The sequence below is a fragment of the Paenibacillus pectinilyticus genome (assembly GCF_001700435.1).
Taxonomy (GTDB): Bacteria; Bacillota; Bacilli; order Paenibacillales; family NBRC-103111; genus Paenibacillus_E; species Paenibacillus_E pectinilyticus.
This window is the reverse complement of record NZ_LYPC01000027.1, coordinates 872,730-897,044: the sequence shown is the minus strand read 5'-3', so window position 1 is coordinate 897,044 and position 24,315 is coordinate 872,730. Positions and strand designations below refer to the sequence as shown.

The 24,315-nt window shown below is 43.9% G+C and carries 23 protein-coding genes; 5 read left to right on the top strand and 18 right to left on the bottom strand.

All coding sequences use genetic code 11. From position 1 onward, the window contains the following. Window positions 1-2: 2 nt before the first annotated feature. A complete protein-coding gene (locus A8709_RS25560) occupies window positions 3-1,745 on the bottom strand; it encodes a cache domain-containing sensor histidine kinase (protein WP_167357169.1) in 1,743 nt (580 codons plus the stop codon). Between the two features lie 308 nt (window positions 1,746-2,053). Here A8709_RS25560 and A8709_RS25555 point away from each other — a divergent pair, with 308 nt between their 5' ends. Next, window positions 2,054-4,216 carry a carbohydrate-binding protein gene (locus A8709_RS25555; RefSeq protein ID WP_065856444.1) on the top strand — a complete coding sequence of 721 codons (2,163 nt, stop codon included), beginning with the start codon at window positions 2,054-2,056 and terminating at the stop codon, window positions 4,214-4,216. Window positions 4,217-4,286: 70 nt separating this feature from the next. Here the strand turns inward: A8709_RS25555 and A8709_RS25550 are convergent, their stop codons facing one another. The 13 genes from A8709_RS25550 to A8709_RS25490 all read right to left on the bottom strand — a co-directional run bounded on the left by A8709_RS25550 (window position 4,287) and on the right by A8709_RS25490 (window position 16,392). Then, the gene (locus tag A8709_RS25550; protein WP_065856442.1) at window positions 4,287-5,534 is read right to left on the bottom strand and encodes a DUF4153 domain-containing protein; all 1,248 of its coding nucleotides are present in this window, start codon (window positions 5,532-5,534) and stop codon (window positions 4,287-4,289) included. A 12-nt stretch (window positions 5,535-5,546) separates the two neighbouring features. Further along, a complete protein-coding gene (locus tag A8709_RS25545) occupies window positions 5,547-5,756 on the bottom strand; it encodes a helix-turn-helix domain-containing protein (protein WP_065856440.1) in 210 nt (69 codons plus the stop codon). Between the two features lie 10 nt (window positions 5,757-5,766). After that, entirely contained in the window at window positions 5,767-6,249 is a 483-nt protein-coding gene (locus A8709_RS25540; RefSeq protein ID WP_065856438.1) for a DUF2975 domain-containing protein, read from the bottom strand. Between the two features lie 210 nt (window positions 6,250-6,459). Then, on the bottom strand, window positions 6,460-7,008 hold the full coding sequence (locus A8709_RS25535) for a GNAT family N-acetyltransferase (RefSeq protein ID WP_065856436.1): 549 nt from the start codon (window positions 7,006-7,008) through the stop codon (window positions 6,460-6,462). Between the two features lie 54 nt (window positions 7,009-7,062). Beyond that, the gene (locus tag A8709_RS25530) at window positions 7,063-7,599 is read right to left on the bottom strand and encodes a hypothetical protein (RefSeq protein WP_065856434.1); all 537 of its coding nucleotides are present in this window, start codon (window positions 7,597-7,599) and stop codon (window positions 7,063-7,065) included. A gap of 21 nt (window positions 7,600-7,620) precedes the next feature. Continuing rightward, window positions 7,621-8,844 carry a CapA family protein gene (locus tag A8709_RS25525; protein ID WP_065856432.1) on the bottom strand — a complete coding sequence of 408 codons (1,224 nt, stop codon included), beginning with the start codon at window positions 8,842-8,844 and terminating at the stop codon, window positions 7,621-7,623. Between the two features lie 56 nt (window positions 8,845-8,900). Then, a complete protein-coding gene (locus A8709_RS25520; protein WP_065856430.1) occupies window positions 8,901-9,695 on the bottom strand; it encodes a Nif3-like dinuclear metal center hexameric protein in 795 nt (264 codons plus the stop codon). A gap of 188 nt (window positions 9,696-9,883) precedes the next feature. Continuing rightward, complete coding sequence (locus tag A8709_RS25515) at window positions 9,884-11,230, bottom strand: polysaccharide deacetylase family protein (protein WP_065856428.1); 1,347 nt, start codon at window positions 11,228-11,230, stop codon at window positions 9,884-9,886. A 17-nt stretch (window positions 11,231-11,247) separates the two neighbouring features. Next, a complete protein-coding gene (locus A8709_RS25510; protein ID WP_065856426.1) occupies window positions 11,248-12,366 on the bottom strand; it encodes an MGDG synthase family glycosyltransferase in 1,119 nt (372 codons plus the stop codon). A gap of 160 nt (window positions 12,367-12,526) precedes the next feature. Next, complete coding sequence (locus A8709_RS25505) at window positions 12,527-13,948, bottom strand: HAMP domain-containing sensor histidine kinase (protein WP_065856424.1); 1,422 nt, start codon at window positions 13,946-13,948, stop codon at window positions 12,527-12,529. Then, window positions 13,945-14,619: a response regulator transcription factor gene (locus A8709_RS25500; protein ID WP_065856422.1), complete on the bottom strand. Its 675-nt coding sequence runs from the start codon at window positions 14,617-14,619 to the stop codon at window positions 13,945-13,947. The genes A8709_RS25505 and A8709_RS25500 overlap by 4 nt, the downstream gene beginning before the upstream one ends. Window positions 14,620-14,890: 271 nt before the next feature. Continuing rightward, on the bottom strand, window positions 14,891-15,643 hold the full coding sequence (locus tag A8709_RS25495; protein ID WP_065856420.1) for an ABC transporter permease: 753 nt from the start codon (window positions 15,641-15,643) through the stop codon (window positions 14,891-14,893). Beyond that, window positions 15,640-16,392: an ABC transporter ATP-binding protein gene (locus A8709_RS25490; RefSeq protein ID WP_065856418.1), complete on the bottom strand. Its 753-nt coding sequence runs from the start codon at window positions 16,390-16,392 to the stop codon at window positions 15,640-15,642. The genes A8709_RS25495 and A8709_RS25490 overlap by 4 nt, the downstream gene beginning before the upstream one ends. Window positions 16,393-16,483: 91 nt before the next feature. Here A8709_RS25490 and A8709_RS25485 point away from each other — a divergent pair, with 91 nt between their 5' ends. After that, window positions 16,484-17,143, top strand: a complete 660-nt coding sequence (locus A8709_RS25485; RefSeq protein ID WP_065856416.1) for a phosphatase PAP2 family protein — start codon at window positions 16,484-16,486, stop codon at window positions 17,141-17,143. A 30-nt stretch (window positions 17,144-17,173) separates the two neighbouring features. On the opposite strand, the gene A8709_RS25480 is transcribed toward A8709_RS25485, so the two are convergent. Genes A8709_RS25480 through A8709_RS25470 form a run of 3 tightly spaced genes read right to left on the bottom strand, consistent with a single transcriptional unit; the run spans window position 17,174 to window position 19,686 of the window. Then, window positions 17,174-17,800 carry a DedA family protein gene (locus A8709_RS25480; protein WP_065856414.1) on the bottom strand — a complete coding sequence of 209 codons (627 nt, stop codon included), beginning with the start codon at window positions 17,798-17,800 and terminating at the stop codon, window positions 17,174-17,176. Window positions 17,801-17,822: 22 nt separating this feature from the next. Then, on the bottom strand, window positions 17,823-18,770 hold the full coding sequence (locus A8709_RS25475; RefSeq protein WP_065856412.1) for an ABC transporter permease: 948 nt from the start codon (window positions 18,768-18,770) through the stop codon (window positions 17,823-17,825). After that, window positions 18,763-19,686, bottom strand: coding sequence for an ABC transporter ATP-binding protein (locus A8709_RS25470; RefSeq protein WP_425262350.1), 924 nt, complete (start codon window positions 19,684-19,686; stop codon window positions 18,763-18,765). The genes A8709_RS25475 and A8709_RS25470 overlap by 8 nt, the downstream gene beginning before the upstream one ends. A 191-nt stretch (window positions 19,687-19,877) precedes the next feature. On the opposite strand from A8709_RS25470, the gene A8709_RS25465 reads away from it, so the two are divergent. From A8709_RS25465 to A8709_RS25455, 3 genes are all read left to right on the top strand, one after another. Further along, window positions 19,878-20,984, top strand: coding sequence for a glycosyltransferase family 4 protein (locus A8709_RS25465; protein WP_065856408.1), 1,107 nt, complete (start codon window positions 19,878-19,880; stop codon window positions 20,982-20,984). A 65-nt stretch (window positions 20,985-21,049) separates the two neighbouring features. Beyond that, window positions 21,050-21,748 carry a response regulator transcription factor gene (locus A8709_RS25460; RefSeq protein WP_065856406.1) on the top strand — a complete coding sequence of 233 codons (699 nt, stop codon included), beginning with the start codon at window positions 21,050-21,052 and terminating at the stop codon, window positions 21,746-21,748. A 5-nt stretch (window positions 21,749-21,753) separates the two neighbouring features. Then, window positions 21,754-23,124, top strand: a complete 1,371-nt coding sequence (locus tag A8709_RS25455; RefSeq protein WP_065856404.1) for a HAMP domain-containing sensor histidine kinase — start codon at window positions 21,754-21,756, stop codon at window positions 23,122-23,124. Window positions 23,125-23,141: 17 nt separating this feature from the next. On the opposite strand, the gene A8709_RS25450 is transcribed toward A8709_RS25455, so the two are convergent. Then, window positions 23,142-24,221, bottom strand: a complete 1,080-nt coding sequence (locus tag A8709_RS25450) for a YheC/YheD family protein (protein WP_167357167.1) — start codon at window positions 24,219-24,221, stop codon at window positions 23,142-23,144. Between the last annotated feature and the right edge of the window lie 94 nt (window positions 24,222-24,315).

Below are 24,315 nucleotides of genomic sequence, written 5' to 3'. Positions count from 1 at the left end.
TTTTAGCTAATTCCCCTTTCCTCTATCGTGTCCGTATGGAGCGGGAGTTCGATCACGACCACGGTGCCACTGTCCTTCCTACTAACGAATCTTACGCCGTATGCTTTCCCGCACAGGAGTTGGATCCGTGATTGCACATTGTGCAGCCCAATGGAATGGCTTGTTTCTTGAAGATGCCGCTCTAGCCTCGTATCATGACCCTCAAATTGGGCCTTCACACTTGCCTGCCTTGTTTCCGTTATGCCAACACCGTTATCTACCACATATATGCGCAACACCTGATCGCAAATATCTTGTTTCACGTAAACTTTGAGCAGTTTTTTTGATCTGCGGGAAGGGATAAGTCCATGATCAATGGCATTTTCGATGATCGGTTGAAGAATGAGCTTAGGCACTTTGAGTTGCTGCAGCTCGATATCCACACGAAGATGAATGGTTAGAATCTCAGGGTAACGTTTGTTAATAATGTACAAATAATTGCGAATGTGGCGGATTTCATCTTTTAGCTGCACCCACTCTTCCTCAATATTCATGTTGTATCGGTACATATTACTGAGCGATTTGCAGATAATCTTGACCTCTGGCGCATTCTGAATGACCGCGATATTGGACATCGTTTGAAGTGTATTATGTAGAAAATGGGGCGAAATCTGCGCCTGAAGCGCCTGAATCTGAACTTCTTTATTCACGAGTTGAAGCTTGAGATCATGATCGATCAAATATTCAATTTGCTCTGCCATTTGGTTGAATTGATTTCCTAGAAAGCCAATCTCGTCTTGGGAGTGTACATCCGTTCTCGCTGTGTAATCGCCTAGTTGAATTCTGCCCATGTTACGATGCAGGAGAACAATGGGCTTCGTAATCCCAAAGCTTAGAGATAACGAGAACGCAACCATCAGGATAATTGCAATAATAATGACGGCAATCGCCACATTCCGGAATAAGATCAAACTTGGGTTTACTGTGTATACATAGAGCAGCTTCCAATCATGCTTCGTCAGATTCACCGACACGAGCATCCGGTGAGCCGCTACCTTGTCCTCTTCCAGCTTCGTTGAAATCTGATTGACATCGGTATGATACACGATCCGTTCGGCAGCATCAGCAATGATTACTTGGCCTTTGTAGTACGTATTATATTTCTCAATCAGCTGCTGAAAGGAATCACCTTGTACATCAATTACAAGCAGTCCCACATGCTCACCTCGGTATTGGAGCGGGACAATATACTGATAAATGGGTTGATCATAGAAACTTTGCTCCCGGTATTGCAGTTGAGGAGCTTCCCAATTGCTCTGGACTGCAGTATCCAGCAGGCTGTGCAGATAGCCAGGATCTAAGCCTGAGTAGGTTACAGGGATGTACGAAAAAAAGCTGCCAGCGGATTCTCCTTTAGAATTGATTAAATAAATGCCTAATATATTTTTGAGTTTGGAATTGTAGTACATCCCCCAGAACAAGTCGCGCGTATCTCGAAACGCATCATAGTTTCGACTGTTATCAGGCTGATAATCTTCATTGCGCCGCAAGCTTTCGAGCAGATCAAAATTATAATACACTCGGTAAGCGGTTTCATAGAGGTCTTGATCGTAATCCTCGATACGGCTTTTCATATCTTGGGCAATGCGTGATTGTGCTTGATCGGCATCTTTACTAATCGTTTGGGCCACTTGATATAAAATGATGCCAGCCAAAATCGCGATTGGGATGCCTGTCGTTACCAACATCGCCATGACAATCTTCATTCGTATCCGTTTGAACTTCATCCCATTCATACCTTCTTCGCGATAGGTTATTCGTGCTTGAGGAGTATTCCTCGTTCCGAGGATGAAGTCCTCTTTTGCATGTAAAAAATTCTGAAGCACGATTTAATCCTAATATTTTACACATGATTCTGAATTTAAACCCACTACGACGAGTTACATAGATCGATATAATTAGAGTTGGTAACGCTCTCATCTTAAAGGAAAGGAGTAGTTTTCATAACGGCTTCAGCGAAACTTGTTCCTAGCATGCTAGGCTTCACAATGTGAACCAATAGGAGGCAGTGTTAATGTTCAAACATAAATTGAAAACGCTCGTGCTGTGTGGGTTTGTGTTATCTGGGCTTCTGCCAGCTTCGGTAAGCTTCGCAGCTAATCCGCAATTGGTTGTGGATTTGTCAACGAATACAGGCCCTTTAAAGTACGGGGCTACCGGTTTCCTTTACGGTTTGGGAGATGAGGGCATTCCAAGTGATAACATGCTTGCCGCTTTAAAACCACAAGTGACTGCGCAAAAAGCGCCAAATGGTCTCCAGCATCCCAACGGTGACGCGCTGAAAGTAGCGCCCGAGTTTATCCGCGATGGCGGCAAGCAGATTCAAATCTATATGCAAGATATTTACCAGAATTGGCCCTATGATAATTTGGGACTCACGGATTATTTAGCCAAAGTCGATACGATGACGCATTTGGTCGTCAATGATCCCAATCGCAGCAACTATGTTTACGTCCCTTTCAATGAACCTGATCAACAGTGGTATGCAGGGAATCTAACAGGTCTGCTGAACGATTGGAAAACCGTCTATCAGAAGATACGCTCAATTGATTCTACAGCCAAAATTGCCGGCATTAACTTTTCTGCTTATAACAGTTCCGCCTATAATCAGTTCCTTACATTTGCAAAAGCCAACAATGTATTACCCGATGTGGTGACATGGCATGAGCTGCAAAACAGTTTTTTCACCAATTGGTACAGTAATATGAGCAACTATCGGAGTATCGAATCCAGCCTTGGCATTTCGCCGATCCCTGTCTCCATAAATGAATATGGGCGGTCTTCAGGTGACTTAGGTGTGCCAGGGAATTTAGTACAATGGATGACTCGATTTGAGAATAGTAAGGTTGACGCCAGTCTTGCTTATTGGACGACAGCTGGTTCTCTGAATGATTTAGTTATGGAGAATAATAAGGCAACCGGTGGTTGGTGGTTATATAAATGGTACGGCGAAATGACTGGCAATACTGTCACAGTTACGCCACCTACGCAGAACGGATCGTTGCAAGGGTTGGCATCGTTAGATAGCGACAAGAAACAAGCACGTGTTGTGTTCGGGGGTTCACTCAATGCAACGGATGTCTTCTCGACAGATGTCGTGGTAAAGGGCTTTGGCTCCGCTACTTACTTTGGAAACGCTGTTCATGCCACGGTTTGGGCGGATGACAATACAGGGCTTAACGCTTCCAATGGCCCCGCATTTGTGCAAGAAGGCGACTACACGATTGCTGGTGGGCAAATCACGGTCACCGTGCCTTCTATGAAAGCACTCTCTGCTTACCATATGATCATCACACCTAAAACATCGTTATCCTCAGCCAACACAACGACCCGCTACGAGGCAGAATATGCGAACCTTGGTGGTTCCGCCAAAGTCACGTATGGAAGCAATACAGGATACTCGGGCACCTATTTCGCAGAAGGCTATGGCGCAAGCAGTAACGCTAGTACCAATTTCGTCGTAACGGCTCCAAACAACGGATATTATAATGTGACACTCCGCTATTCCGCAGGTCCTTACACAGGTGCACCAACGAACAGAACGACTCGTATGATGCTGAATGGCTCACAACTGAAAGATATTTCCTTGCCTGGCACAGCGGACTGGAAGACGTGGGCCAGCTCGACTGTCAAAGTTTTCTTAACCGCAGGTATTAATCGTATTGGAATCAATGCTTATACAGCGGACGATAGTGATGCCATCAATGTCGACTACATCGACGTCGTATCAACTACGGGTACAATGACCAGCTATGAAGCTGAAAGTACAACAAACACTCTCGGCGGCGCTGCTGTTGTAGCTACCAATACCGCAGCATCTGGCGGCAAATATGTAGGCTATATAGGTGCTGGCGCTGCTAACACACTGCAATTCAATAACATCAATGTGCCAACGTCCGGCTTGTACCGCATGGTTGTCACCTATGCCAATGGCGAACTAGGTGCTGGAGCATCCAACTATAATACGAATATCGTGGATCGCTATGCAGATCTCAGTGTCAATGGCGGTGCCGCGACCAAAGTGTTCTATCGAAATACACTCGGTTGGAACAATTTCCGAACGCGGGAGGTTGATGTCATGCTCACAGCAGGCAACAACACGATCAAATTCTCTAACAGTTCGGCTGGTTATGCGCCGAACATCGACCTGATTCAGATTGCGGCGCCGACAAACTGATTACTCCTTGATGAAGAAAAAAAAGCGTAGGTTTGGACTTTATTTTCTAGTCCATACCTGCGCTTTTCAGCTACTTAAAAATAAATGGAAACGTAAATGTAACAAAAGCCGCCCATACTCCGTAAATCGGTAAATACGTCGTAACGGCATTTTGAATAGTTACGGATGACGTTTTATTGCGAAGAAAACGAATATAGGCAACCATAATCCAGATGAGATTGGCCCAGATCAGAATGTTCACGCCCAAAACAGCAAGTCGATTAGGCGTTATCCCATAGGAGGAAAGTCGGAACACGATCGCAGATAAAGCCACACTATCAAAGATCAAAGCAAGTACAAGCAGGGCACAATTGATATAATCAGACATGTTCTTCTTCTCTTCGGACCCGCTCTCGGTAATTGAGAATATAGTAACTGCCAATACACAAAGAAGTATGCCATTGAAGGATAGGAGAAAATCACGGTCCAAGAATGGATTCTTGCCTACCCCGATAATCGTTATCAAGTAGACTAACAATGTGACCAGCACAAGCGGACTGAAAATCCGAGCTAGATAGGGAGCGATATGTTTAGCCAGTTTCAGATTTCTTGATACTAGGTATGTGGCTACAATAGCGAGCGCAGCAGCACCAAATACAACGACATTTTTAAAATAAAATTGAGATATATCCATGCCGACAAATCTAAATAATTGCATGGTTACTGCGGTTAAAAGCATACCACTAATTGCCATACTGGCGTAGAGAATGCCCAATTCCCCATTGAATTTAAGATAGGCTAATCTGATACTGCCCTTGCGGTACTCATTTCCTGTGAATGCAAGCCCTACCACAACCCATAAGAAAATGGGCAGATGTATATACACGAGGAGAATACTGTCGCTTTGCTCGAGTGGCAGTCTATTCAGATATAGTACGGCGATGAGAAATGACGCTGCTAGGGTATTGATAACTTTGTTCTTCGGAAAATGATTGACTACAAAATAGATAGCGATAAAGGGAAATATACCGAATACAAGGTTAATAGGCGCAATAGCTTGCTGTTCAACATATTGAAAAATAATCCTTGTCATCAGCCCGGCCAGAATGGCTAAAATGCCCATGGTGATGAAATCTTTTCGAAATAAGGAAGCTTTCTCTGTATGTACCTTCTCCTTGTAATGCAATCTGGCATACCACGCGGCAAGAATTTGCGATTCCGGATATTGTTCCCATGCGTAGGAGAATGACTTCTTAAATGCTTCAGGTTCTTGTCTAAACATTCGCTCTAACTCATACGGTTCAGCCATATTCGCAATAATGACATTATTACTATCCATTGATGGACCTCCCTACATGTCAATTTGATATTCTAAAATATCGCCAGGCTGACAGTCTAAAGCTTTACAAATCGCCTCTAAGGTAGAGAATCGAATCGCTTTGGCCTTCCCATTTTTCAGGACTGAAAGGTTCGCCATTGTGATTCCAACCCGTTCCGAAAGCTCGGTAACGCTCATTTTTCTTTTCGCCAGCATCACATCAATATGGATGATTATCGCCATGTTAGTCACCTCAGACCGTCAAATCATTTTCCGATTTAATATCAATAGCTTCTTGTAAAAGCTTTTGGAGAACAGCTGCAAAAACGGTAATCACCAAGGCGGCAATCATCATCATCAAACCGACAATAATGACTCCCGGGGCATCGTCTCGCTCTGCAATGAGATAAAAGATTGGCATTCCTAACACGTACAAGCCGCTGATTGTAAGGGCACACTGTTTAATTTTCTTTAATGCGGCTACAGAAAATTCTGAGAAAGCAACCTGCTTGTCGATATACCTTAACAGTTTGAACGTTTGATACAGCACAAAGTAAAAAGGAATTGCCGTTGCATAGAAAAAGATAAAGACGAGATATTTCAAATACGTATGATCTGGATACAATTCAGCCATATAACTCGCGATTTCGGGCACCCGAAATAGGCACAACGCAAGGACTGGGATTCCCATCAGAATGACAGTTGTTTTTAAAAAGAGTGTTGACCCTCGTTTCACTAAAAGCACCTCACTTCGTTATTTTCAATTTGAATTTATCATAGTTTTTATCGTTAATCAATATATAGTTATTGATTATGAGTATTTTATTGTTGTTTCCCAAAGGTTCAACTTTTCATTTAGAGCAAAATAAAAAGCATTTCATAAGAAATGCTCGCTACTTTATCACTATCCATTATCCAGTTGTTTGAGGATCATTCATCGAACTTTTCATATTTTCATATCTTCAGCCAACATCGCGAATATCACGTGATCTTCACGTGTGCCGTTGATTTCGAGCAACTTCCGCGCAAGTCCTTCTCTCTGAAAACCCGCCTTCTCCAGAACACGAATCGAGCCTATATTTCTCGGCATAACGCCAGCCTCGACACGTTGCAGCTTCGCTTCCTCGAAAGCAAATGTCAACAGCAGCTGAATCGCCTCTGTCATGTAGCCTTTGCCATTATGTTCCTGATCCAGTCCATAACCAAGCGTGCAATTTTGCACTGGACCGCGTTTGATATCAAAAATGGAAATATCGCCAATTAATTGATCTGATTCCTTTAGAAAGATACCAAAAACATATCGTTTGTCTTCTTCTCTTTGCTTGATCCAGCCTTCAATCATTTTTTCATGAAAATCTTGCGAATAATAAGACTCATCACGCTTAGGGGAGACTTGCTCGAAGTGTGTACGGTTGCGTTGCGTTAATGCCAATAAATCTTCTGTGTCATCTTTTCCGATGAATCGGATGTAGATGTTTTCTCCGTTGTATGTCATTTCAGAACCTCATCTTCAATGGAATATACTTGTTAGCCTTCAGAAGGGTAAGAACTATGAAAGTAAGCCTCTTAATGCCTCTACACTTCGATTGGCTCTCAAATTAAGTGATTTTTTATCCCGCAAGTTGAACGCGGCCAGTTCATGTCCAGGATCTAAGATTAACGGCTTGGACATAATATCATCCAGTATTCGTTTTGTAATTTGTAAGCTTTCATATAATATGTCTTGGGTGATGGCGGTTTTCAAACAAGTTAGCATCTCAATCATGCTCTCGGCCACCATGAGCTTTACCAAACTATCGGAGCTCATGATATGTTTGGATACGAAGCTGACGACATTCGTAAGAATCCGAATATCCTTGAAATCTCGAGCCAGTGAGGCTAATCGGCTAAAGGCTTCCCAATCACGAATAGATAGTTCGCTTATGTATCGATCTATCAACTCTTTAGCCCATTGATGTTCCGTCTCTTTGGAAATTTCAAAAGCCTTATAGGTCTCGAGCAAACCAGCCCGATGCATCTGAATCGTGTTGCCCTGATACTGGGTAAATATGTCTTTCGCTCTAGCGAGCTCGAGCTCTGTAGTCATCTTCCCCCGCCCTTCCGTCGTTCACTCTTTGATGATTAATTCGGGCATGTCTTTCTTCATCCTGCGCTTAATCGGGTCCCATTCAGCTTGGACTACATGCTTATCTATGTCTGCCAAGGCATGAAATGGGAGCACTTCAAAATGGCTGTAATTTTCGTTTTTATTATACGTGGGAATAAAGGCAGGTTCAACTAGTTCAATCGAAGTTTGATTTAAATAAAGGGTCTTTACTACGGTAATTTGTCCGATCCCGCCGATTAATTCGATTAATTGATCTTGCGCGGATAAAAAATTACCTAGCGAGTACATGACGAGCGATCGTTTGCCGTCAGCACGTAAGAGCCAGCTCATGGGCTGCAGGACGTGAGGATGGGTACCGATAATGATATCTGCCCCCCAATCCGCCATTTTTTGCGACAGAGCTTTCTGAGTATCCGTTGGTGTCGTTTGATTTTCAATGCCCCAGTGAGGAGAGACGACGACAACATCTGAGATTCCCTTCGCTTTCTCAATATCACGTTTCATCAAGTCCTCATCCAACAAATTGACTAAAAAGGACTTTCCATCAGGTATGGGAATTCCGTTCGTTCCATACGAATAGGCGAGAAAAGAGAACGTGATACCGTTCTTCGTGATGGTTCTAATTCGGTCCCGATCCTCCTGGGAGGTAAAGGCGCCTGTGTACGGCATGCCAATATGATCCCAATACTTGGCTGCGCTAACGATCCCCTTTTCACCCATATCCATGGCATGGTTATTCGCCGTAGTCACGATAGAAATACCGGAATCCTGAAGAGCATCCCCTACTTCATGCGGACTATTAAACATTGGATAGGAGGACAAGCCTAGCTCCTTACCTCCGATAATCGATTCTTGATTAGCTACGGCTAGATCTGCACTTCGAATAAGCTCCCGAACGTCTTTAAACATACCCTTAAAATTATAAGTTCCATCTAATTGCGCGGCTTCCTGATACACGGTATTATGAATCAAAATATCGCCAATCGCGACTAATTCTACTTTCGTAACGACTGGTGCAGGAGCAGGTGTAGGAGTTGGAGTAGATGAAGGGGGAGGTGTCACTGTAGCAAACGACGTTTCCTGTGGTTTCGGTGATTGCCCTCCAATCTCCGTCACATTCGGAGGCTTGACCTCGTCAGGTTTGGCCGCGACATCGCATCCCATCAAAACAAAACCAATAACGAGCTGACTTACTACGATCCCCACGAGTCGTCTAGTTTGCACCCATTCCCACCCCCGCTTTACCATGTTTAAGCAAAGAGGCACTTCTTGATTGTCCGTCAAATCCGCTGTACCGCGAGTGCACTCTCGATAAATACCACTTCCAGGTCTGGAAATCCTTCGCGCAATTGCTCCACGACGGTGAACATCCCAGCTTCCTCGCTTTTCTGATGCCCTGTAATGATCAGTGCCTTGCTCAGTCCCATATCGGCAGCATCCCTTACATATTCGTTGGTCTCCCACTCACTGGTTTCACCTACGATGAGCAAATCAATATCGTGATTGTTTAGGAAATCGATATGTGACCTACCACCGGATGCACCAAGGAGTAGCCCGAAATTACGCACAGGAAGTTCTGGATTTCCCGCGACCAGCATGCTTTCAATGCCGAGCTTGCTCTTTAAATAGGAAGCGATCGTACGCACCGTATGTTGTTCGGCCTGCGGTAATGTCAGCAAGCGCATTTCCTCTGGATTTGCATAAGATTCCCACGCCAATTTTCTCAACATCCCCATGAGGATACCATCTGGCTGATAGGAATGAATGTAATCATGCAAGCGGAAGATCGCGATGCCCGACTCCTCAATGAGCGTACGCTTATTCTCATAAACAGGGTTACCACGAAGCCACTCACTTTCATCCATATGGTTATAATAGGTTGGTTCATGCGTAATGATCAGATCAACTCCAGTTGCTACAGCTTGTTGGATAACCGCAAACGTCGCCATGAAGACAACAGCAACTTTTTTCACTTCAGCGTCAAGACGTCCACTCTTCAACGTATCAACCGTAGATTCCAGTTGGCCCACAGGCCTAATCATGTTTTCTAGTACCATTTCTACCGTTATTGTCATTAGGTTGACCTCCTAGTCATGTGTTATGTATCGTGAAAACAGTTCCTGCCCCCACATTGATTGTAAATATTTTCCTTTAACTCCTTCCACTACTTCGACATAAATGATGGATCTCCTTTTTGCTCACACAACGCCAAAAAAGGCTGCCGAGCGCTTCGGCAACCTTTCATTCTATTCTTCTCCTGATTTCAACTCACCGATTTCGTGATGGGATCAATGGCGCCCGGCTCCTCGGTCGGATATCTTTTCCCTAGTTCCTTCGCAGAGATAGCCACCAAACGAGGAGCGAGACGATTGCCGCGCTTGGTTCTCTGTAGTCCTTGCGGGTGAAACACGAGCATTAAGAGTCGCAGATAGGCATTACACAATGTAAGAAAAATGCCTTTGGGAAGTTCATTTACAGTAAAACCCAATTGCTTGGAGCCTCGATGAATCATGGTGATGCCATAGATGCCTTTAATGTCTGGATGATCTTTCATATATACAGATAATGATGGAAGAAAAAGAAGCATAGCACGACGCACGTGCACCGCAAATTGAATCATCGAGCTGGCTTGGAGGAACATTTGGAATAGATGCTTATTATTAAAATGAAGTTCGACGACCTGATCGCCAGCCAAAAGCTCTTCGCCGCATTCAAGTCGCATCGGCTTTCCGCTGTAACGGCGAATTCGACTATACAGGATTGGATTGTCCGGATCAATCGGATGAACCTTGAATAACCAATGAAAGACATACTCCCATTTGAGCCAGACATAAATCAGTACCCGCTTCGTTAATCGCAAAGACTCGAAATTAGATTGATCATCTACTTGAATCCTTTTATCAATTCGCATAAAGGGAACACCTCGTCTCAGGCATTCTTCCAAAAAGTCTTTCAACGCTTCGATCATATGCATCGGCGCCTGTTGATCCGCACCCAACGTCTGCCCACTATCGTGAAGCACAATAATATCATTATGTTTCAGCCTCGATAACAGCCTCCGTTTGATCCTTTCCTTCCCCCCGCTGCAGCTCCAATCTCCGACCATTAACGACCATAAAACTAACCGAAATCGCTTCATTAATAAAAAATCAAACACATTAATAATCCCCCATGGCGGGCGATAATGAATGGGCTTAACACCAAGGATGTTCTCGATTACGCTCACGGTGTCTTGTAATTGCTTTCTCACCTTCTTCGGTGTCAACAGGGCGTTGGCCCAATGCACATAATTATGAATACCAATGAGATGACCTTCACGATGCATGCGTTGGATGAGCTCCGGGTATCGCTCGGCTTTGGATCCAAGAACAAAAAAAGTGGCAGGAATCTGATGGGCTTGCAGAAGATCTAATAGCTGCGGTGTATAAGCAGGATCAGGTCCGTCATCAAACGTGAGTGCGACACCCGTTGACCTCTTCCCTTTAATGTATGCACCAAATCCACCTAATCGAACTATGATCGTGGGCACAATCGTATAGACAGATACTCCAAGGAGAATCGTCCAGAACAAAAAGCTTCCAAGATGGATATCTTCCATTCTCTGCTGCATCTGATGCCCTCCCACTTCTAAATCGATAGCGATATCGGCTGCTTCGCCCATCTAAGCGTAATATCATTCACGATATGAGCCGCCGCTTGGCTTCGTTGCAAACCCTCCATACGTTGTCTTATATCTTCATATATGCTGGGATGCTCGATGAAATGATGCATGTTCGCCAGAAATTCTTCCATATTATTGGAAATCGAAGCAACTCCGCGGCTTGACAAATATAATGCATTCTCTTTCTCTTGCCCGGCATGTGGCTTATAGATGAAAATAGGCAATTGGAGAGCCATCGATTCTGTTAAAGTAAGACCACCGGCTTTCGTAATAATGCAAGTTGCCTGCGACATCCATTCATGCACATTGTTCACGAATCCTAGAATGTTGTACCTCTCATTAGAGGCAAACTGTTCTAACAACTTAACTCTAAGCTTCTCATTATGACCACAAATTACAACGAAACGACATTGTGTAAATGCTGCCAACGAATGAAGCATTTCCTCCATATAACTGTTCACACCGCTGTCTGCTGCCATGATAAGAATGAGTCTCTTTTTCTGCTGCTGAGCCATTGAACTTTCGTAGGCAAATTCTTCACGGATTGGAATACCACTTACCTCAACCCGATCCTTGTTAACCCCTTTAAACACGATTTGCTGCTTTAATTCTTCTGTTGCTACATAGTATTTATCGACATTCGTGTGCAGCCAGCTTGCGTGCAAGGCGTAATCCGTCAAGACGGTGAAGTTCGGAATGCCCATAGAACTGCATACTTCTGGCGCTGCGCCAAAGGGGAACGTGTTGACAACCACATCGGGATGCTCCTGCCCAATAAGCTCTCGTAATTTCTTCTGACCTAAGTAGGTCATCGATCTCTGAAAAAGAGCCGTTTGTTTCTTTTCACGTGTTAAATAATAGCACCAACCATAATAATCGAGGCCGAAGCGTGAACTTTTGGCACTGGTATTAATCAAGGAAGTCGTAATCAAATTAATAAACGGATGTCCCTCTTTCATTAAATTGACGATTTTCACATCTGTGGTACCTTGTCTCACAAATTGCTGATACAAGGCTTTGGAAGCCTGGAGATGTCCATTCCCGTAGCTAGCCGTTAGAATTAGTACACGAGGATTCGCATTCATGCTAGTGGAAACCACCTTTCTTCACAAACCTATCAGAGAACTAGCCCTCTATTAAAACACAGATACTTGCGCGACTTCCTCATTCTCTGTGGATACAGCTTGCCCTAGCCGCGTCTATACAGGTACTTTACAGGAGAAAAATGAGAAGAAGATGAGAAGCCTACATATCCATGATGTGGTGAATAGGGAAGATCAGCTCTACCCGTGTACCTTCACCTTCTACGCTAGAAATGCTCAATCTTCCCTGGTAATTCTGGACGAGCTGCTTGGCTATCGCTAGTCCAAGTCCTGTGCCTGCTATCTCACGGTTCCGAGCTTTATCGACGCGGTAGAACCGGTCAAACACGTGAGGTACATCCGCTTCAGGAATACCGATGCCATGGTCTTGCACCACAATGTGTACCTCATTACGTTGACGAATGCCTTCAATGATAATCCGTTTATTCAAGGTTGTATATTTGACAGCGTTATCCAACACAATCATTAGGATTTGTTCAAAATGCAAAGGGCTCATCTGGAGAACAACGTCTTTAATCGTTTCCGTTTGCTCTACAAAAGCGAACTCTGGGTTCAGCACTTCGAATCGTTTGATCGTTTCATAGATAAGCGGTTCCAGTTTGAGCTGTTTACCGCTTTCATTTAATAAGTTGGCTTCTACTTTAGTTAAGGACAGGAGCTCTTGAACGAGTCTTTTCAGCCGCCTTACTTCTTGGAGAGACGCTTGGAGAGACTCATCCAGAACGGCTGGATCCGATTTTCCCCATCGATTGAGTAAAGATAGATGGCCTTCTAAGATGGTGATTGGCGTCCTTAGCTCATGCGACGCATCTTCAACGAACTGCTTTTGCTGCCGAAAAGAAATTTCCAATTGATTCATCAAATCATTGAATAGCGTGGCGAGGCTGGATAATTCATCCCCATTTGGAATATTATCCACGCGTTCCGTCAGACCTTTCTCCTTCACACTGCGTATGGTGACTGCCAAAGCCCGAATCGGCCGCATAAATTGTCTCGCAATCGCTAGACCGCTTATCCCGCTTATGAATGTAGCGAGTATTCCGCCGATCAGCATGACCCACAATAAGGTATCGCTGAAATGATCAAAGGTCTCCAGGTTACTCGCCAGCTCAATGGTTCCAACGAAATTGGCTGATACGAGAGGACTCCGATGAATGAGGATATGAAAGTCTCTCACATTGGTATCGTATATATCTGACGTGTCCACGGTTTGAGGAACAACCCATTTGGGGTCAAAATGATTGGCAATCGTTAATAGTGGCTTGCCATCTTTATCGAGTATGCGTATGAATTGATTTTTGCCCATTAATTTTTCGATATAGGGCTGGCTATCGACGATTGGCGTATTGCTGTTGTTTTTAAATTTCTCTTGAAAATAGTCTTGCAGCTGCATCATATTGACTTGGATCTTGTCCCTTTCCTGGTTCATCATCCACTGCTTCAGTACCAGATACTGGGCAAAATTATAGGAAGCAAAGAGGAGAAAGATGAGCAAAGTAGCTCCTAACATGAGCTTCCATTTGATGGGGAGACTACGTATCCTGCGCATTATACGAGCTTTCATCTCATCACATATCCTATTCCCCGTACGGTTTGAATACAACTATTTTCCCCAGACTGATCCAATTTGTTTCGTAAATATCTGACATACACATCAACCACATTCGTTTCCACGAGGGAGTCAAATCCCCATACCTGATCGAGGAGCATATCCCGGGTAAGCACCAGATGATGATTTTTCATGAACATCACGAGTAAATCAAATTCCCGCTTCGTGAGTTCAACGGGCTGTTTATCCTTATACACCAGTCTTGCATCCAAATCGACGGTTATATGTTGAAAAGAAAGCAGCGCATGCTGCGCGTTTCCTTCTAACTCCATGCGGCGAAACACAGCCCGAATACGGGCCAATAATTCTTCGATGGCAAATGGTTTTGGAATATAATCGTCTGCTCCGCTATCCAACCCGGAAACCCGATCTTCTACACTATCCCTTGCTGTCAGCATAAGGATTGGTGTCTTCTTGGCCGTCCGAATCCGACGACACACTTCGATGCCATTCATGACAGGCAGCATGATATCCAGCAGGATCAAGTCCCAATCCTCTTGGAGGGCGAGTTCTAGGCCCGTTTTCCCATCATACGCAGCCTGCACAGCGAACGCTTCGTGTTCAAGTTCCAACTGGATAAACCGAACGAGATTTTTCTCATCCTCAATAAGCAGTATGCGCTTCATCGGTGTCTCCTTTCGAGTCCTTTTCTCTTACTATAAGCGATCTAAATGAGAAAACAATGAAATTGTGAGAAAACCTTCTATCGAAGTCCTTCGAAGATGAGCGGCCGCGTTTTAAAGGTTGTTTTTATCGCCAATAAGAATTTGTTCTTCCGTGAGACGGAAACTTATAAATTCTTATGTGGTAGCAAAAAACCTGCCTTCTTAGGCAGGTCATTCATCAATTGACCAAGCACTATGCCATGTAGACTTAGCTTTCCCTACTTTTGGTCCCCTATAGAAAAGTTTTGAGTTGCAGATCCTTGGTGAAGAGTAATCTGTAACTCAGCATACTCAATAGGATGCTCGTGATCGCCGCGGAGCCTGTAAACGAGAAAACGATAAGAATTTGGTAACGAACAGCTTCCACCGGATCCGCTCCAGCAACAATCATCCCTGTCATCATCCCGGGAAGTTGGACGAGACCAACTGTCTTCATCCCATCGATGGTTGGAATCATACTGAATTTAACTGCTCGCTTCTGGACAGCTTGCAGTGCCTGCTTCGCTGTTGCTCCGAGTGCCAAGAGTACCTCTATTTCCCCGCGAGAAGTCTCGACTTCCCTTTTCAGTTGATTAACAAACAACCCCGCGACGATCATGGCATTCCCAATCGTCATCCCGCTAAGTGGAATGATATACTGCGGTGTTGGCTGGATGATGTGCAAAGAGAGCAATAACACCATCATCAACACTTCCATCGTTGTAATGGACAGGGCTATTCGCCAAATCAATCCTTTCATACCCCCACCGCGTTTATTCGCGTTCCATGAAGCAACGATAATCATAATGGCCACAATAAGGAATAAATAAATGACACGCTCCGTTCGAAAAATATATTGGAGCACATAACCCACAGCAAGCAGTTGAATAGCGGCACGTATCGTACCGATGGCTATCTCTTTTTCTAAACCAAGTTTCTGCCAATACGAAATCAGCATCGTAGCGATGATGAACAGCATGGTGAAACTTAAAGCTAACAGCGTCACGAGGTCTCTCCTTCTTCCCTAAATTGAATAAAATGACGGGCTGCGTCTGTCACTGGCTGTTGGAAGAACTCGGATGTATGCCGATCTTCCGCTAATGTGCCACTTGCCATAAACCAGACGCGATCACTCACACGTGTGGCTTGCTTCAAATCATGCGTAATCCATATCATCGTCGTGCCTTCGGCTTCCTGCCATTGCAGGAGTAATTCCTCGATAGCCATGGTGCTAATTGTGTCGAGTGAAGAGGTAACCTCGTCCAGAAGCAGCACAGCAGGTCTCATTAACAAGGAGCGGATAAGCGCAACTCGCTGCTTCTCCCCACCTGACAGATCGTTGGCAGGATGGGTTGCTGCCTTCTCACCTAAGGCAGCTGCTGCTAATAATCTCTTAGCTAGCTGCAGATCATATGGCTCACCATGAAGCCGACTTCCTGTTCGTAGATTATCTTCAATGCTTCCAGGAAGCATCACGGGCTGCTGAGCAACATAACTAATTTGTTTGCGCCATAATCGCGGATCCATCTTGCGGAAGGAGTTCTGATGGAACAACATGTCTCCTTCGTCTGGTGTATGTAAGACGGCCATGGTGCGCAGCAACGTGCTTTTGCCTTGACCAGAAGCGCCTATAAGCGCTATTCGCTCTGATGGCATGATTTTTGCAGAAACCTCTGAAAAAAGGTAAGATGAAAGCGATTTACCATGTCCACCAAATCCCTTGGCCAAACCCTGAATTTCTAACAAGGCAGTCATATGACAAGCTTCTTCCTTTCCTTGCTTTGACTATCAGCATCAAATTATTATAGCATAGACAGACATTCTATTAATTGGAGACTACGATTTTATGAATAAAACGAAGTTAAAAGTCACTTTATTTCTCATCTTAAGCATCGTTTCTCTCGTTTGCTTCGCAGTCATTGCAGCACTTCTCAAAGGGCAGCAGATTGCACGTTTTGACCGCAGCGTGATCGCTTCGGTGCAAGGTATGGAACGTCCTTGGTTAACTACCGTTATGAAAATATTTACGTTCATCGGGTCAACACAAGTTGTGATTGTTATCACACTTATCTGCTTATTTCTTTTTTATCGCTATCTGCATCACCGGATGGAATTAATCCTTTTTATCATCCTGGTTGCCGGAACAGGTATCTTGAATCAAGTGCTTAAGCTTATCTTCCAACGAGAGCGTCCTTCTTTGCATCGACTTATCGAGCAGGCAGGTTACAGCTTTCCTAGTGGTCACTCCATGGAGGCTTTTGCGATGTATGCGGCTCTGACCTTTCTACTTTGGCGGCATATTTCAACCCAAAAAGGCAGAACAGCGGTCATCATCGGCAGTATCCTTATGATTCTCTGCATTGGCATCAGCCGCATCTATTTGGGTGTTCATTATCCGAGCGATGTCGTTGCCGCGTATTTTGCAAGTGGATTTTGGTTCACAATCTGTGTGTGGTGGTTTCAATGGTATATGGAACAGCGATACAACAAAAGGAAGGGCATGTAGCCCTTCCTTTCTTCTTGCTCGTATGGTAGCCTATGTGCGACTTGATTTGAAGGTAAGTCTGTAGATGTGCCTACCAATGAAAATTACGATCACAGCGAGCATCAAGTAGCTAATAGGCCGAACATAAGGTTCAACTTCCTGCCAATTCTCACCTAGCTTAAATCCAAGATAAGTCATGGCCATATTCCAAGGTAAGCAGCCCAGAAAAGTAAAGAGCAGGAACCGTGGAAAATTCATTCGGGCGATACCGGCAGGCAAGGAGATGAAGGTTCGTATGAGCGGCAAATTGCGACCGAAGAAAGCGGCCCATTCGCCATAGCGACGAAACCACTGCTCCGCCTTGTCCATATGTTCAGTTTTGATCCACACATATTTCCCATACTTCACTAATAGTGTTCTTGCACCCGTCGCGCCAATCCAATAAATAAGGACGGATCCAATCAGGTTGCCCAAGACGCCTGCGCTAACTACCTCGAAATAACTGAACGACCCCTTTTGAACAAAAAAACCTCCAAATAACATAATGACTTCACTCGGAATTGGAATACATGCACTTTCTAACACCATGCCAATGAAAATACCAAGTACGCCGTACGTTGCAATTAAGGAAGTTGCACTTGATGAAATCCAATCGATAAGTTGATGCAAAACAGCCACCTCTTTGCTGACACTGTAACGACTATGCCGTCACGTCTTTTTTCCTAAAAACAAGCCAAGACAGGAGATTGAAAATAACAAAATAACTAATGATTACGATGATAGAGAAGGATAATGTCATCCCTGCAATATTCGGAGAACCTGTGAGATATTGCGTCAGATCTGTATTTTCGAATAAGTAATATTTGGCCCAGTTGTACTGGGACAAGAAACCGACAATGCTTGAACCTGCAAACATGATCCCGACCGAAAGCGCAATGGCGATGGAACTGCTTCTAGAAACCGTTGAAATCATGAAGGCCAAGGTGACTGTCATTACCATTTGAATACATTGGTATAAATACGTACTGATCGCATGCTTCACAATGCTAGTTTCATGGGCAATCGTATCGCTGGATGCATAAACGTACGGGGCATTCACGTTCGTAAACCCATGTAAGATCCCGGAAACTACGAATGCGGTAATAAATAAGATGATAAATAACAAAATGGAAAACGTAAACGTTGCAATGTATTTGGATAACAGTATTTTGGACCGCGATGAAGGTCGTATGAGCAGCAATTTCACTGTGCCATCTGTAAATTCACCAGCGACACTATCCGCGGCTATGATGACAGTCATGACCGAGACAACAATCATCAGATTCGCCGCATTCAGCATGTTCCCCCAGAGCGTTTCCTCTGTTGGAGGAATTTGATGATCAAGATGATATTGATTCGTATTTATACGCGAAGTTACATGCGTTTTCCAATCTGCCCCTCTGTTCATATTCGCCAGTTGTGTCTTATCGTTCTGGATCTGCTGCTGCATGTTGGTTTGCCAGTCCGCATTGGCGATCTGCGTAGGCTTCACGCTGTATTGCTGTGCGATAAGAAAAGCGACTGTCGTAAGCACGAGGCCGATAATTAACAACCAAGTCCGCAAACGTTGATAGATTTTCATATTTTCATTTAAAAGCAAATTAACCAATTTTCTCACCTCCTGTGATTTTCAAAAATTTATCTTCAAGTGTCGGGGCATTTTTACGAATCCCATAGATTTTAATGCCCTTTTTAATCAAATCTTCCGTCACCTCTGCGATTTGCTCACGCTCTAACCAGCAGTCTAATTCACCCTCTGCTTCCTTCGCTTGCACCGTGGGATGTTCGGAAAGAATTCGCAGCGCATCAACCAAGTTGTCCACTTCGAAACGAACCGAACTTTGGAGTTCCTCACTCATCAAATCTTTAATCGATTGTACCTCAACAACTTTGCCCGCCTGAATAATCGCTACTCGATCACACATGAGCTCCATTTCCGAGAGTAAGTGGCTAGAGACCAGAACCGATATTCCCTCTTTTCGCGTCAACGTATATAAATAATCCCGTAACTCCCGAATTCCCGCGGGATCAAGTCCATTCGTTGGTTCGTCTAGAATCAGCAAAGAAGGTCTATGCAATAAAGCTTGTGCAACACCTAACCGTTGTCGCATCCCTAAAGAATAGGTTCTAACCTTATCTTGAATCCGATTTTCTAAGCCGACCAACTGAATCACTTCTTGGATTCGTTCTTCCGTCACGCCAGGAACCATTCGTGCAAAATGAATCAAATTCTTGTACCCGCTTAAATACTTGTACATTTCAGGGTTCTCGACGATTGCCCCCACTTTAATTATGGCTTTGTTAAAATTCCGAGTAATACTTTCACCATCAATGAGAATGTCGCCTTCCGTAATACTCATCAAACCAACCATCATACGGATTGTCGTAGTTTTTCCAGCTCCATTAGGCCCTAGAAATCCGAAAATCTCTCCTTTTGGCACCTCTAAATTCAATTGATCAATAATCACTTTACTGCCAATGCGCTTGGTCACATTTATGATTTGTAAAATCGGTTTTGTCAACATAAGCCCCCCTTTTTCCATTTTCCTCTGCTCTACTACTATAAAGAGGTTTGATGAGAGGCTGATGAGAAAAGGCGGCTAATCCATTAGAAAACATTAATTAACCTTTATGTCCCTATTTCAAGTCGCACCCTGTTCACCTTGAATATGATAAGTCGAAACTTCAATTTATGTTGAAAGGTGAATGTATACTCATGCACTTGCTAATTATTGCCCCTGAACAAATTCCTGTTCCCCCGCCTGTTGGCGGTTCTGTGGAGCATTGTATCTATCAAATCGCCAAACAAATATCGCCGAATCATAAAGTAACCATCGTAAGCCGATGGCGTGCCAATTACCCTAAGAAGAGTGTTCATGGACATGTGACTATTATTCGCGTTGGTGGTCAGAATCGAAAAAAGTATCTTTCCAATGTCTTAAAGACAATCAAAGGGAAACATTATGATCGCATTCAAATTGATAATCGTCCTACCTTCGTCCATGCGGTTAGAGCGTCCTTTCCCCATACTCCGATATCTGTATTCCTACACTCCACCACATTTATATCGCCACCCATGACAACTAGAAAACAAGCTGCTCGGGATCTCGCTCGGGCTAATCTAATCATTGGAAACAGCCTTTCCTTGCAAAAACATCTTAAACGAACTTTTCCGAATATCAAACATAAGGTGCGTTTTGTACACCTCGGGGTAAATCTCCATCAATTCCGACCAAAAACGAAGAGTCGTAGTCACAGCTCCAGCCGTTTTGTTATTCTCTTTGCCGGAAGACTTATTCCTCGTAAAGGCATTCCAGTTCTTATGAAGGCTACGCGTATCGTAAGAAGATCAGTACCTTCTGCTAGGCTGTACATCGCTGGCGGAACTGGCAAACAGGGCTACAAAAGCTATTTGAAAAAATTAGCTCGTTCCCTGCGAATTCCGGTGACATTCAGGGGGTATGTTTCACGCAGTCAAATGCCGAAGTTCTACCGTTCTGGGGATTGCTTTGTTTGTCCCTCTCAGGGGCACGAAGCTTTTGGGCTCGTCAATGTAGAAGCTATGGCATCCGGCGTGCCCACCGTTGCTTCCAGAAACGGCGGAATTCCTGAGATTATTAAACATCAGCACAATGGACTTTTGGTAACGAATTACCGCAGTCCCAAAGCTTTTGCGGAACAAATCATTCGAATCGCTAAGCAACCCGTCTTGGCAGCTCAATTGTCCAAACAAGCTAGGCTAGATGTACAAAGCAAATTCAGTTGGCGGGCGACAGCCAGCAAGCTAGAAAGCCTATATGGTGCAGAACATACCAACCATTAGAAGCATAAACTGCCTATACAGCCATGAAGGTAAGACATGATTTTAAAAGGAGACGTGTGGTCGGCATGTCCAATAAAATACTCGTCATTGAAGATGAAGAGAGAATCGCCAGGCTTCTTCAATTAGAGCTCCTTCATGCGGGATATGCGGTCGAGTTAGCTTTAGATGGCGCTGAAGGACTGAAGAAAGCATTGAATTCCGAATGGAATCTCATTCTGCTCGACATTTTGCTGCCACAAATGAATGGATTTGATCTGCTTACGTCTTTCCGTAAAGTAAATACGGTGACCCCGGTTATCGTATTAACCGCCTGCGGCACGTCCACAGATATTGTGAATGGGCTTGACCTTGGCGGGCAGGATTATGTGACAAAGCCTTTTCAAATGGATGAACTGTTAGCTCGTATCCGCGCCTGCCTTCGCGATCACAGTAGACTTAGAGAGACAACAAGCGAATCTGTACAACTCGAACCCATAACTTTTTCCTTGAAAGGAACTGTCGTCAATCTTAGAACGAGGGAGATCTCTCAGAACGGCAATAAAGTTGATTTTACGCCAAAAGAGTTTGAACTCTTTCTATATTTGATGGAGCATCCGAATGAAATACTCAGCCGAGAGCAGATCATGAGTGAAGTATGGGGTTATGATTTTCTGGGGAATTCGAATCTCGTAGATGTCTATATCCGATATGTACGCAAAAAACTCCCTTCCTCTTATCCGATGATTCGATCTATTCGAGGCGTTGGTTACTGCTTGGAGGTCTAGTTAGGATGAAAATTAAAACGAAAGCCTCCCTGCTATCCTTCTCTTGGCTTATCGCGATTCTAATACCGCTTATTTTCGTTATCTATTTTTTCTACGCGAAATTTGAAAAAGAAGAAGCGATGGAAGCCCTCCAAGATACGGCAAATGAGATTACTGAACAACTATCTCCTTCTGTACTGATGCAAGCAAATAATAACCGCGTTTTAAATAAATATCTTCCGCAGCACGCAACGATTCGTATCATAGATAAGAGCTCTACAGTGAGGAGTCAGGTTTCTAACAATGCCGATTTATTGGCAATTCCGCCACAATACTCAGAAATCGATCATTCCTATACCGATACCTTTCAGGATCAAACCATTCTGATTGTTCAGTCCCCCCTTCGACAGGGAACCGAGATTATAGGCACCTTGGAGATCATCTCTAAGCCGGTTGAGTTAGAACAACAACTAAATAACTTAATTATCATTATATGCTTTGTTGCTATTGGGGCCATTATGATCTCGCTTACTGGCAGTTTACTAATGTCTCGTCTCCTATTCCTCCCCCTTTCTCGTATGACAAAAATAATGAAAGAAATTGAAACGAGTCTGGCAATCAAAAAGCTTCCGATGGATCGAAAGTCTAAGGATGAGCTGTATCAGTTATCTGAAACATTTAATCATATGATGGAGCGGATCGAGATAAGCATGCTCAAACAACAGCAGTTTATCTCCGATGCTTCCCATGAATTTAAAACTTCTATTACGATCATTGAAGGTTACACTTCCCTTATCCGAAGATGGGGCTTCGAGAATCTGGAACTCCATATGGAAGCTATAGAAGCTGTTCATGCAGAAAGCCAACGTATGAAGCATGTTACGAATCAGTTACTTGAGCTAGCTGAATTAGAACAAGAAACGCGGCTAACCTATAGCCAATTTGATCTAGTAACCCTTTGTAAGGAAACCATTCAGCTGCTTCAGCCTCTCTCCACGAAAGAGATCCACCTTATCACTTCTGAGAATAAACTGCTCTTGGAAGCGGATCGCTTGCAAATGAAGCAGGTCCTCCTAATAACCCTGGATAACGCTTTGAAATATGTGAAGCAACGTATCGTTATGTACGTAGACCATCAGGAATCATTACTATGTATCCGCATTGTGGATGATGGGATTGGGATTCCTGCTGAAGAATTGCCATTCATCTTTGATCGATTTTACCGTGTAGACCGCTCCAGAAGCCGCCAAACCGGCGGATCTGGTTTAGGTTTGGCCATTGCTAAAGCTATCGTCCATCTTCACCAGGGAACGATCCAAATCAATAGTGAACGGGATAGAGGAACAGAGGTAATGATAGTAATCCCAACTAGAAAACCCTTCAACACTCTCATGTAAGAGTTGAAGGGTTTCCATTATCTTTTCCTCGTCATTATCGTGGTGCTTTTTTGGGTTAATAGATATTTAGCATATTGCAGTGGCGTCTCATATGTTCGATAAAAGGTTGCATGCATCTTTGCCTTTTTGAATGTATACCGCTGATCTCGCCCATTCATCTCGATGAGTTTAATATGGCCCTGCGTATCTATACCGAGATCAAGTCCAACGTCCGCTACATGTAGAAGCTTTCCGCTCAAATCATTCATTATTTTCAAAGCTACGGCGCGAATAGCAGTTTTCATCGCTTCAGGCTCGAATTCGCTCGTCCGAAATAACGTCTCGACTTTCTTCGGCTTTCCGCCCTTCGCGACGTTCGTCACGTGTCTCCCTTTCGCAGCGACCCTGCCAATCATCCCAGTTACCTGCCAACTTCCTGTTGCTCCACGCTGTACAGATACACGCAAATCATACGGTCTGCCATGATAGGTTGCCAAAGGGATGGCTTCCTGAATCATATAATGCTGTCTGCCCACGTATTTATTGACCCTGTTAACCACTTGCTGACTTGATAAAGATTTGGGACTCCCTTTTTTCCAATAGAATAGCCAATTCCCGCTTTGCTGCTTCTTCAATTTGATAATGCCATCGCCGACACTGTTGTTCGTTGGTTTAATGAATAAGGAAGAATACGTATTCATAGCATCCTTAAGCCGCGCTTGTGAGTATCTCATCGAGACGGGTAAATATTCTCGTAATTCTGGATTCTGATAGATCAACTTGTAGATCTTAAACTTATCATAACGATTTTGGCGATTGAATATCAGGCTAGATTTAGATAAGAGCTTAAGTTTAGCCTTTAGGGAGGGAGATAACGCGATTTGACGATTATGTGTGACTTTAGGAATGGATTGTCTTTCAAGCCGATACTTCGCTTTATTATACGTATATCCGAGTGCCGAATTTGTCCCAACTTGTTCTAGCGACATATAAAACAACTTCAAATCAAGTTCTTTCGCCGCTTTATTATAAAGAGCTAGTCGTTCATTACCTGTTCGTCGGCTGGGAATTCTTCGAAATGTCTCGCGATCCAAAAGGATACCTACGCTTTGATGCATGGATACACCACCATTCCGTTCACTATGGTATAGCATATTAGTCATAACCCGTGCCATACACGGTAATTGCCCATTTTGCTGGATTAGATTGTTA

What these genes read in the sequence shown, in the direction of transcription:
- A8709_RS25560 (WP_167357169.1), bottom strand. Translation starts at nt 1,745, where the DNA reads ATGAAGATTGTCATGGCGATGTTGGTAACGACAGGCATCCCAATCGCG.
- A8709_RS25555 (WP_065856444.1), top strand. Translation starts at nt 2,054, where the DNA reads ATGTTCAAACATAAATTGAAAACGCTCGTGCTGTGTGGGTTTGTGTTA.
- A8709_RS25550 (WP_065856442.1), bottom strand. Translation starts at nt 5,534, where the DNA reads ATGGATAGTAATAATGTCATTATTGCGAATATGGCTGAACCGTATGAG.
- A8709_RS25545 (WP_065856440.1), bottom strand. Translation starts at nt 5,756, where the DNA reads ATGGCGATAATCATCCATATTGATGTGATGCTGGCGAAAAGAAAAATG.
- A8709_RS25535 (WP_065856436.1), bottom strand. Translation starts at nt 7,008, where the DNA reads ATGACATACAACGGAGAAAACATCTACATCCGATTCATCGGAAAAGAT.
- A8709_RS25530 (WP_065856434.1), bottom strand. Translation starts at nt 7,599, where the DNA reads ATGACTACAGAGCTCGAGCTCGCTAGAGCGAAAGACATATTTACCCAG.
- A8709_RS25520 (WP_065856430.1), bottom strand. Translation starts at nt 9,695, where the DNA reads ATGACAATAACGGTAGAAATGGTACTAGAAAACATGATTAGGCCTGTG.
- A8709_RS25515 (WP_065856428.1), bottom strand. Translation starts at nt 11,230, where the DNA reads ATGCAGCAGAGAATGGAAGATATCCATCTTGGAAGCTTTTTGTTCTGG.
- A8709_RS25510 (WP_065856426.1), bottom strand. Translation starts at nt 12,366, where the DNA reads ATGAATGCGAATCCTCGTGTACTAATTCTAACGGCTAGCTACGGGAAT.
- A8709_RS25505 (WP_065856424.1), bottom strand. Translation starts at nt 13,948, where the DNA reads ATGAAAGCTCGTATAATGCGCAGGATACGTAGTCTCCCCATCAAATGG.
- A8709_RS25500 (WP_065856422.1), bottom strand. Translation starts at nt 14,619, where the DNA reads ATGAAGCGCATACTGCTTATTGAGGATGAGAAAAATCTCGTTCGGTTT.
- A8709_RS25490 (WP_065856418.1), bottom strand. Translation starts at nt 16,392, where the DNA reads ATGACTGCCTTGTTAGAAATTCAGGGTTTGGCCAAGGGATTTGGTGGA.
- A8709_RS25485 (WP_065856416.1), top strand. Translation starts at nt 16,484, where the DNA reads ATGAATAAAACGAAGTTAAAAGTCACTTTATTTCTCATCTTAAGCATC.
- A8709_RS25470 (WP_425262350.1), bottom strand. Translation starts at nt 19,686, where the DNA reads ATGTTGACAAAACCGATTTTACAAATCATAAATGTGACCAAGCGCATT.
- A8709_RS25465 (WP_065856408.1), top strand. Translation starts at nt 19,878, where the DNA reads ATGCACTTGCTAATTATTGCCCCTGAACAAATTCCTGTTCCCCCGCCT.
- A8709_RS25460 (WP_065856406.1), top strand. Translation starts at nt 21,050, where the DNA reads ATGTCCAATAAAATACTCGTCATTGAAGATGAAGAGAGAATCGCCAGG.
- A8709_RS25455 (WP_065856404.1), top strand. Translation starts at nt 21,754, where the DNA reads ATGAAAATTAAAACGAAAGCCTCCCTGCTATCCTTCTCTTGGCTTATC.
- A8709_RS25450 (WP_167357167.1), bottom strand. Translation starts at nt 24,221, where the DNA reads ATGCATCAAAGCGTAGGTATCCTTTTGGATCGCGAGACATTTCGAAGA.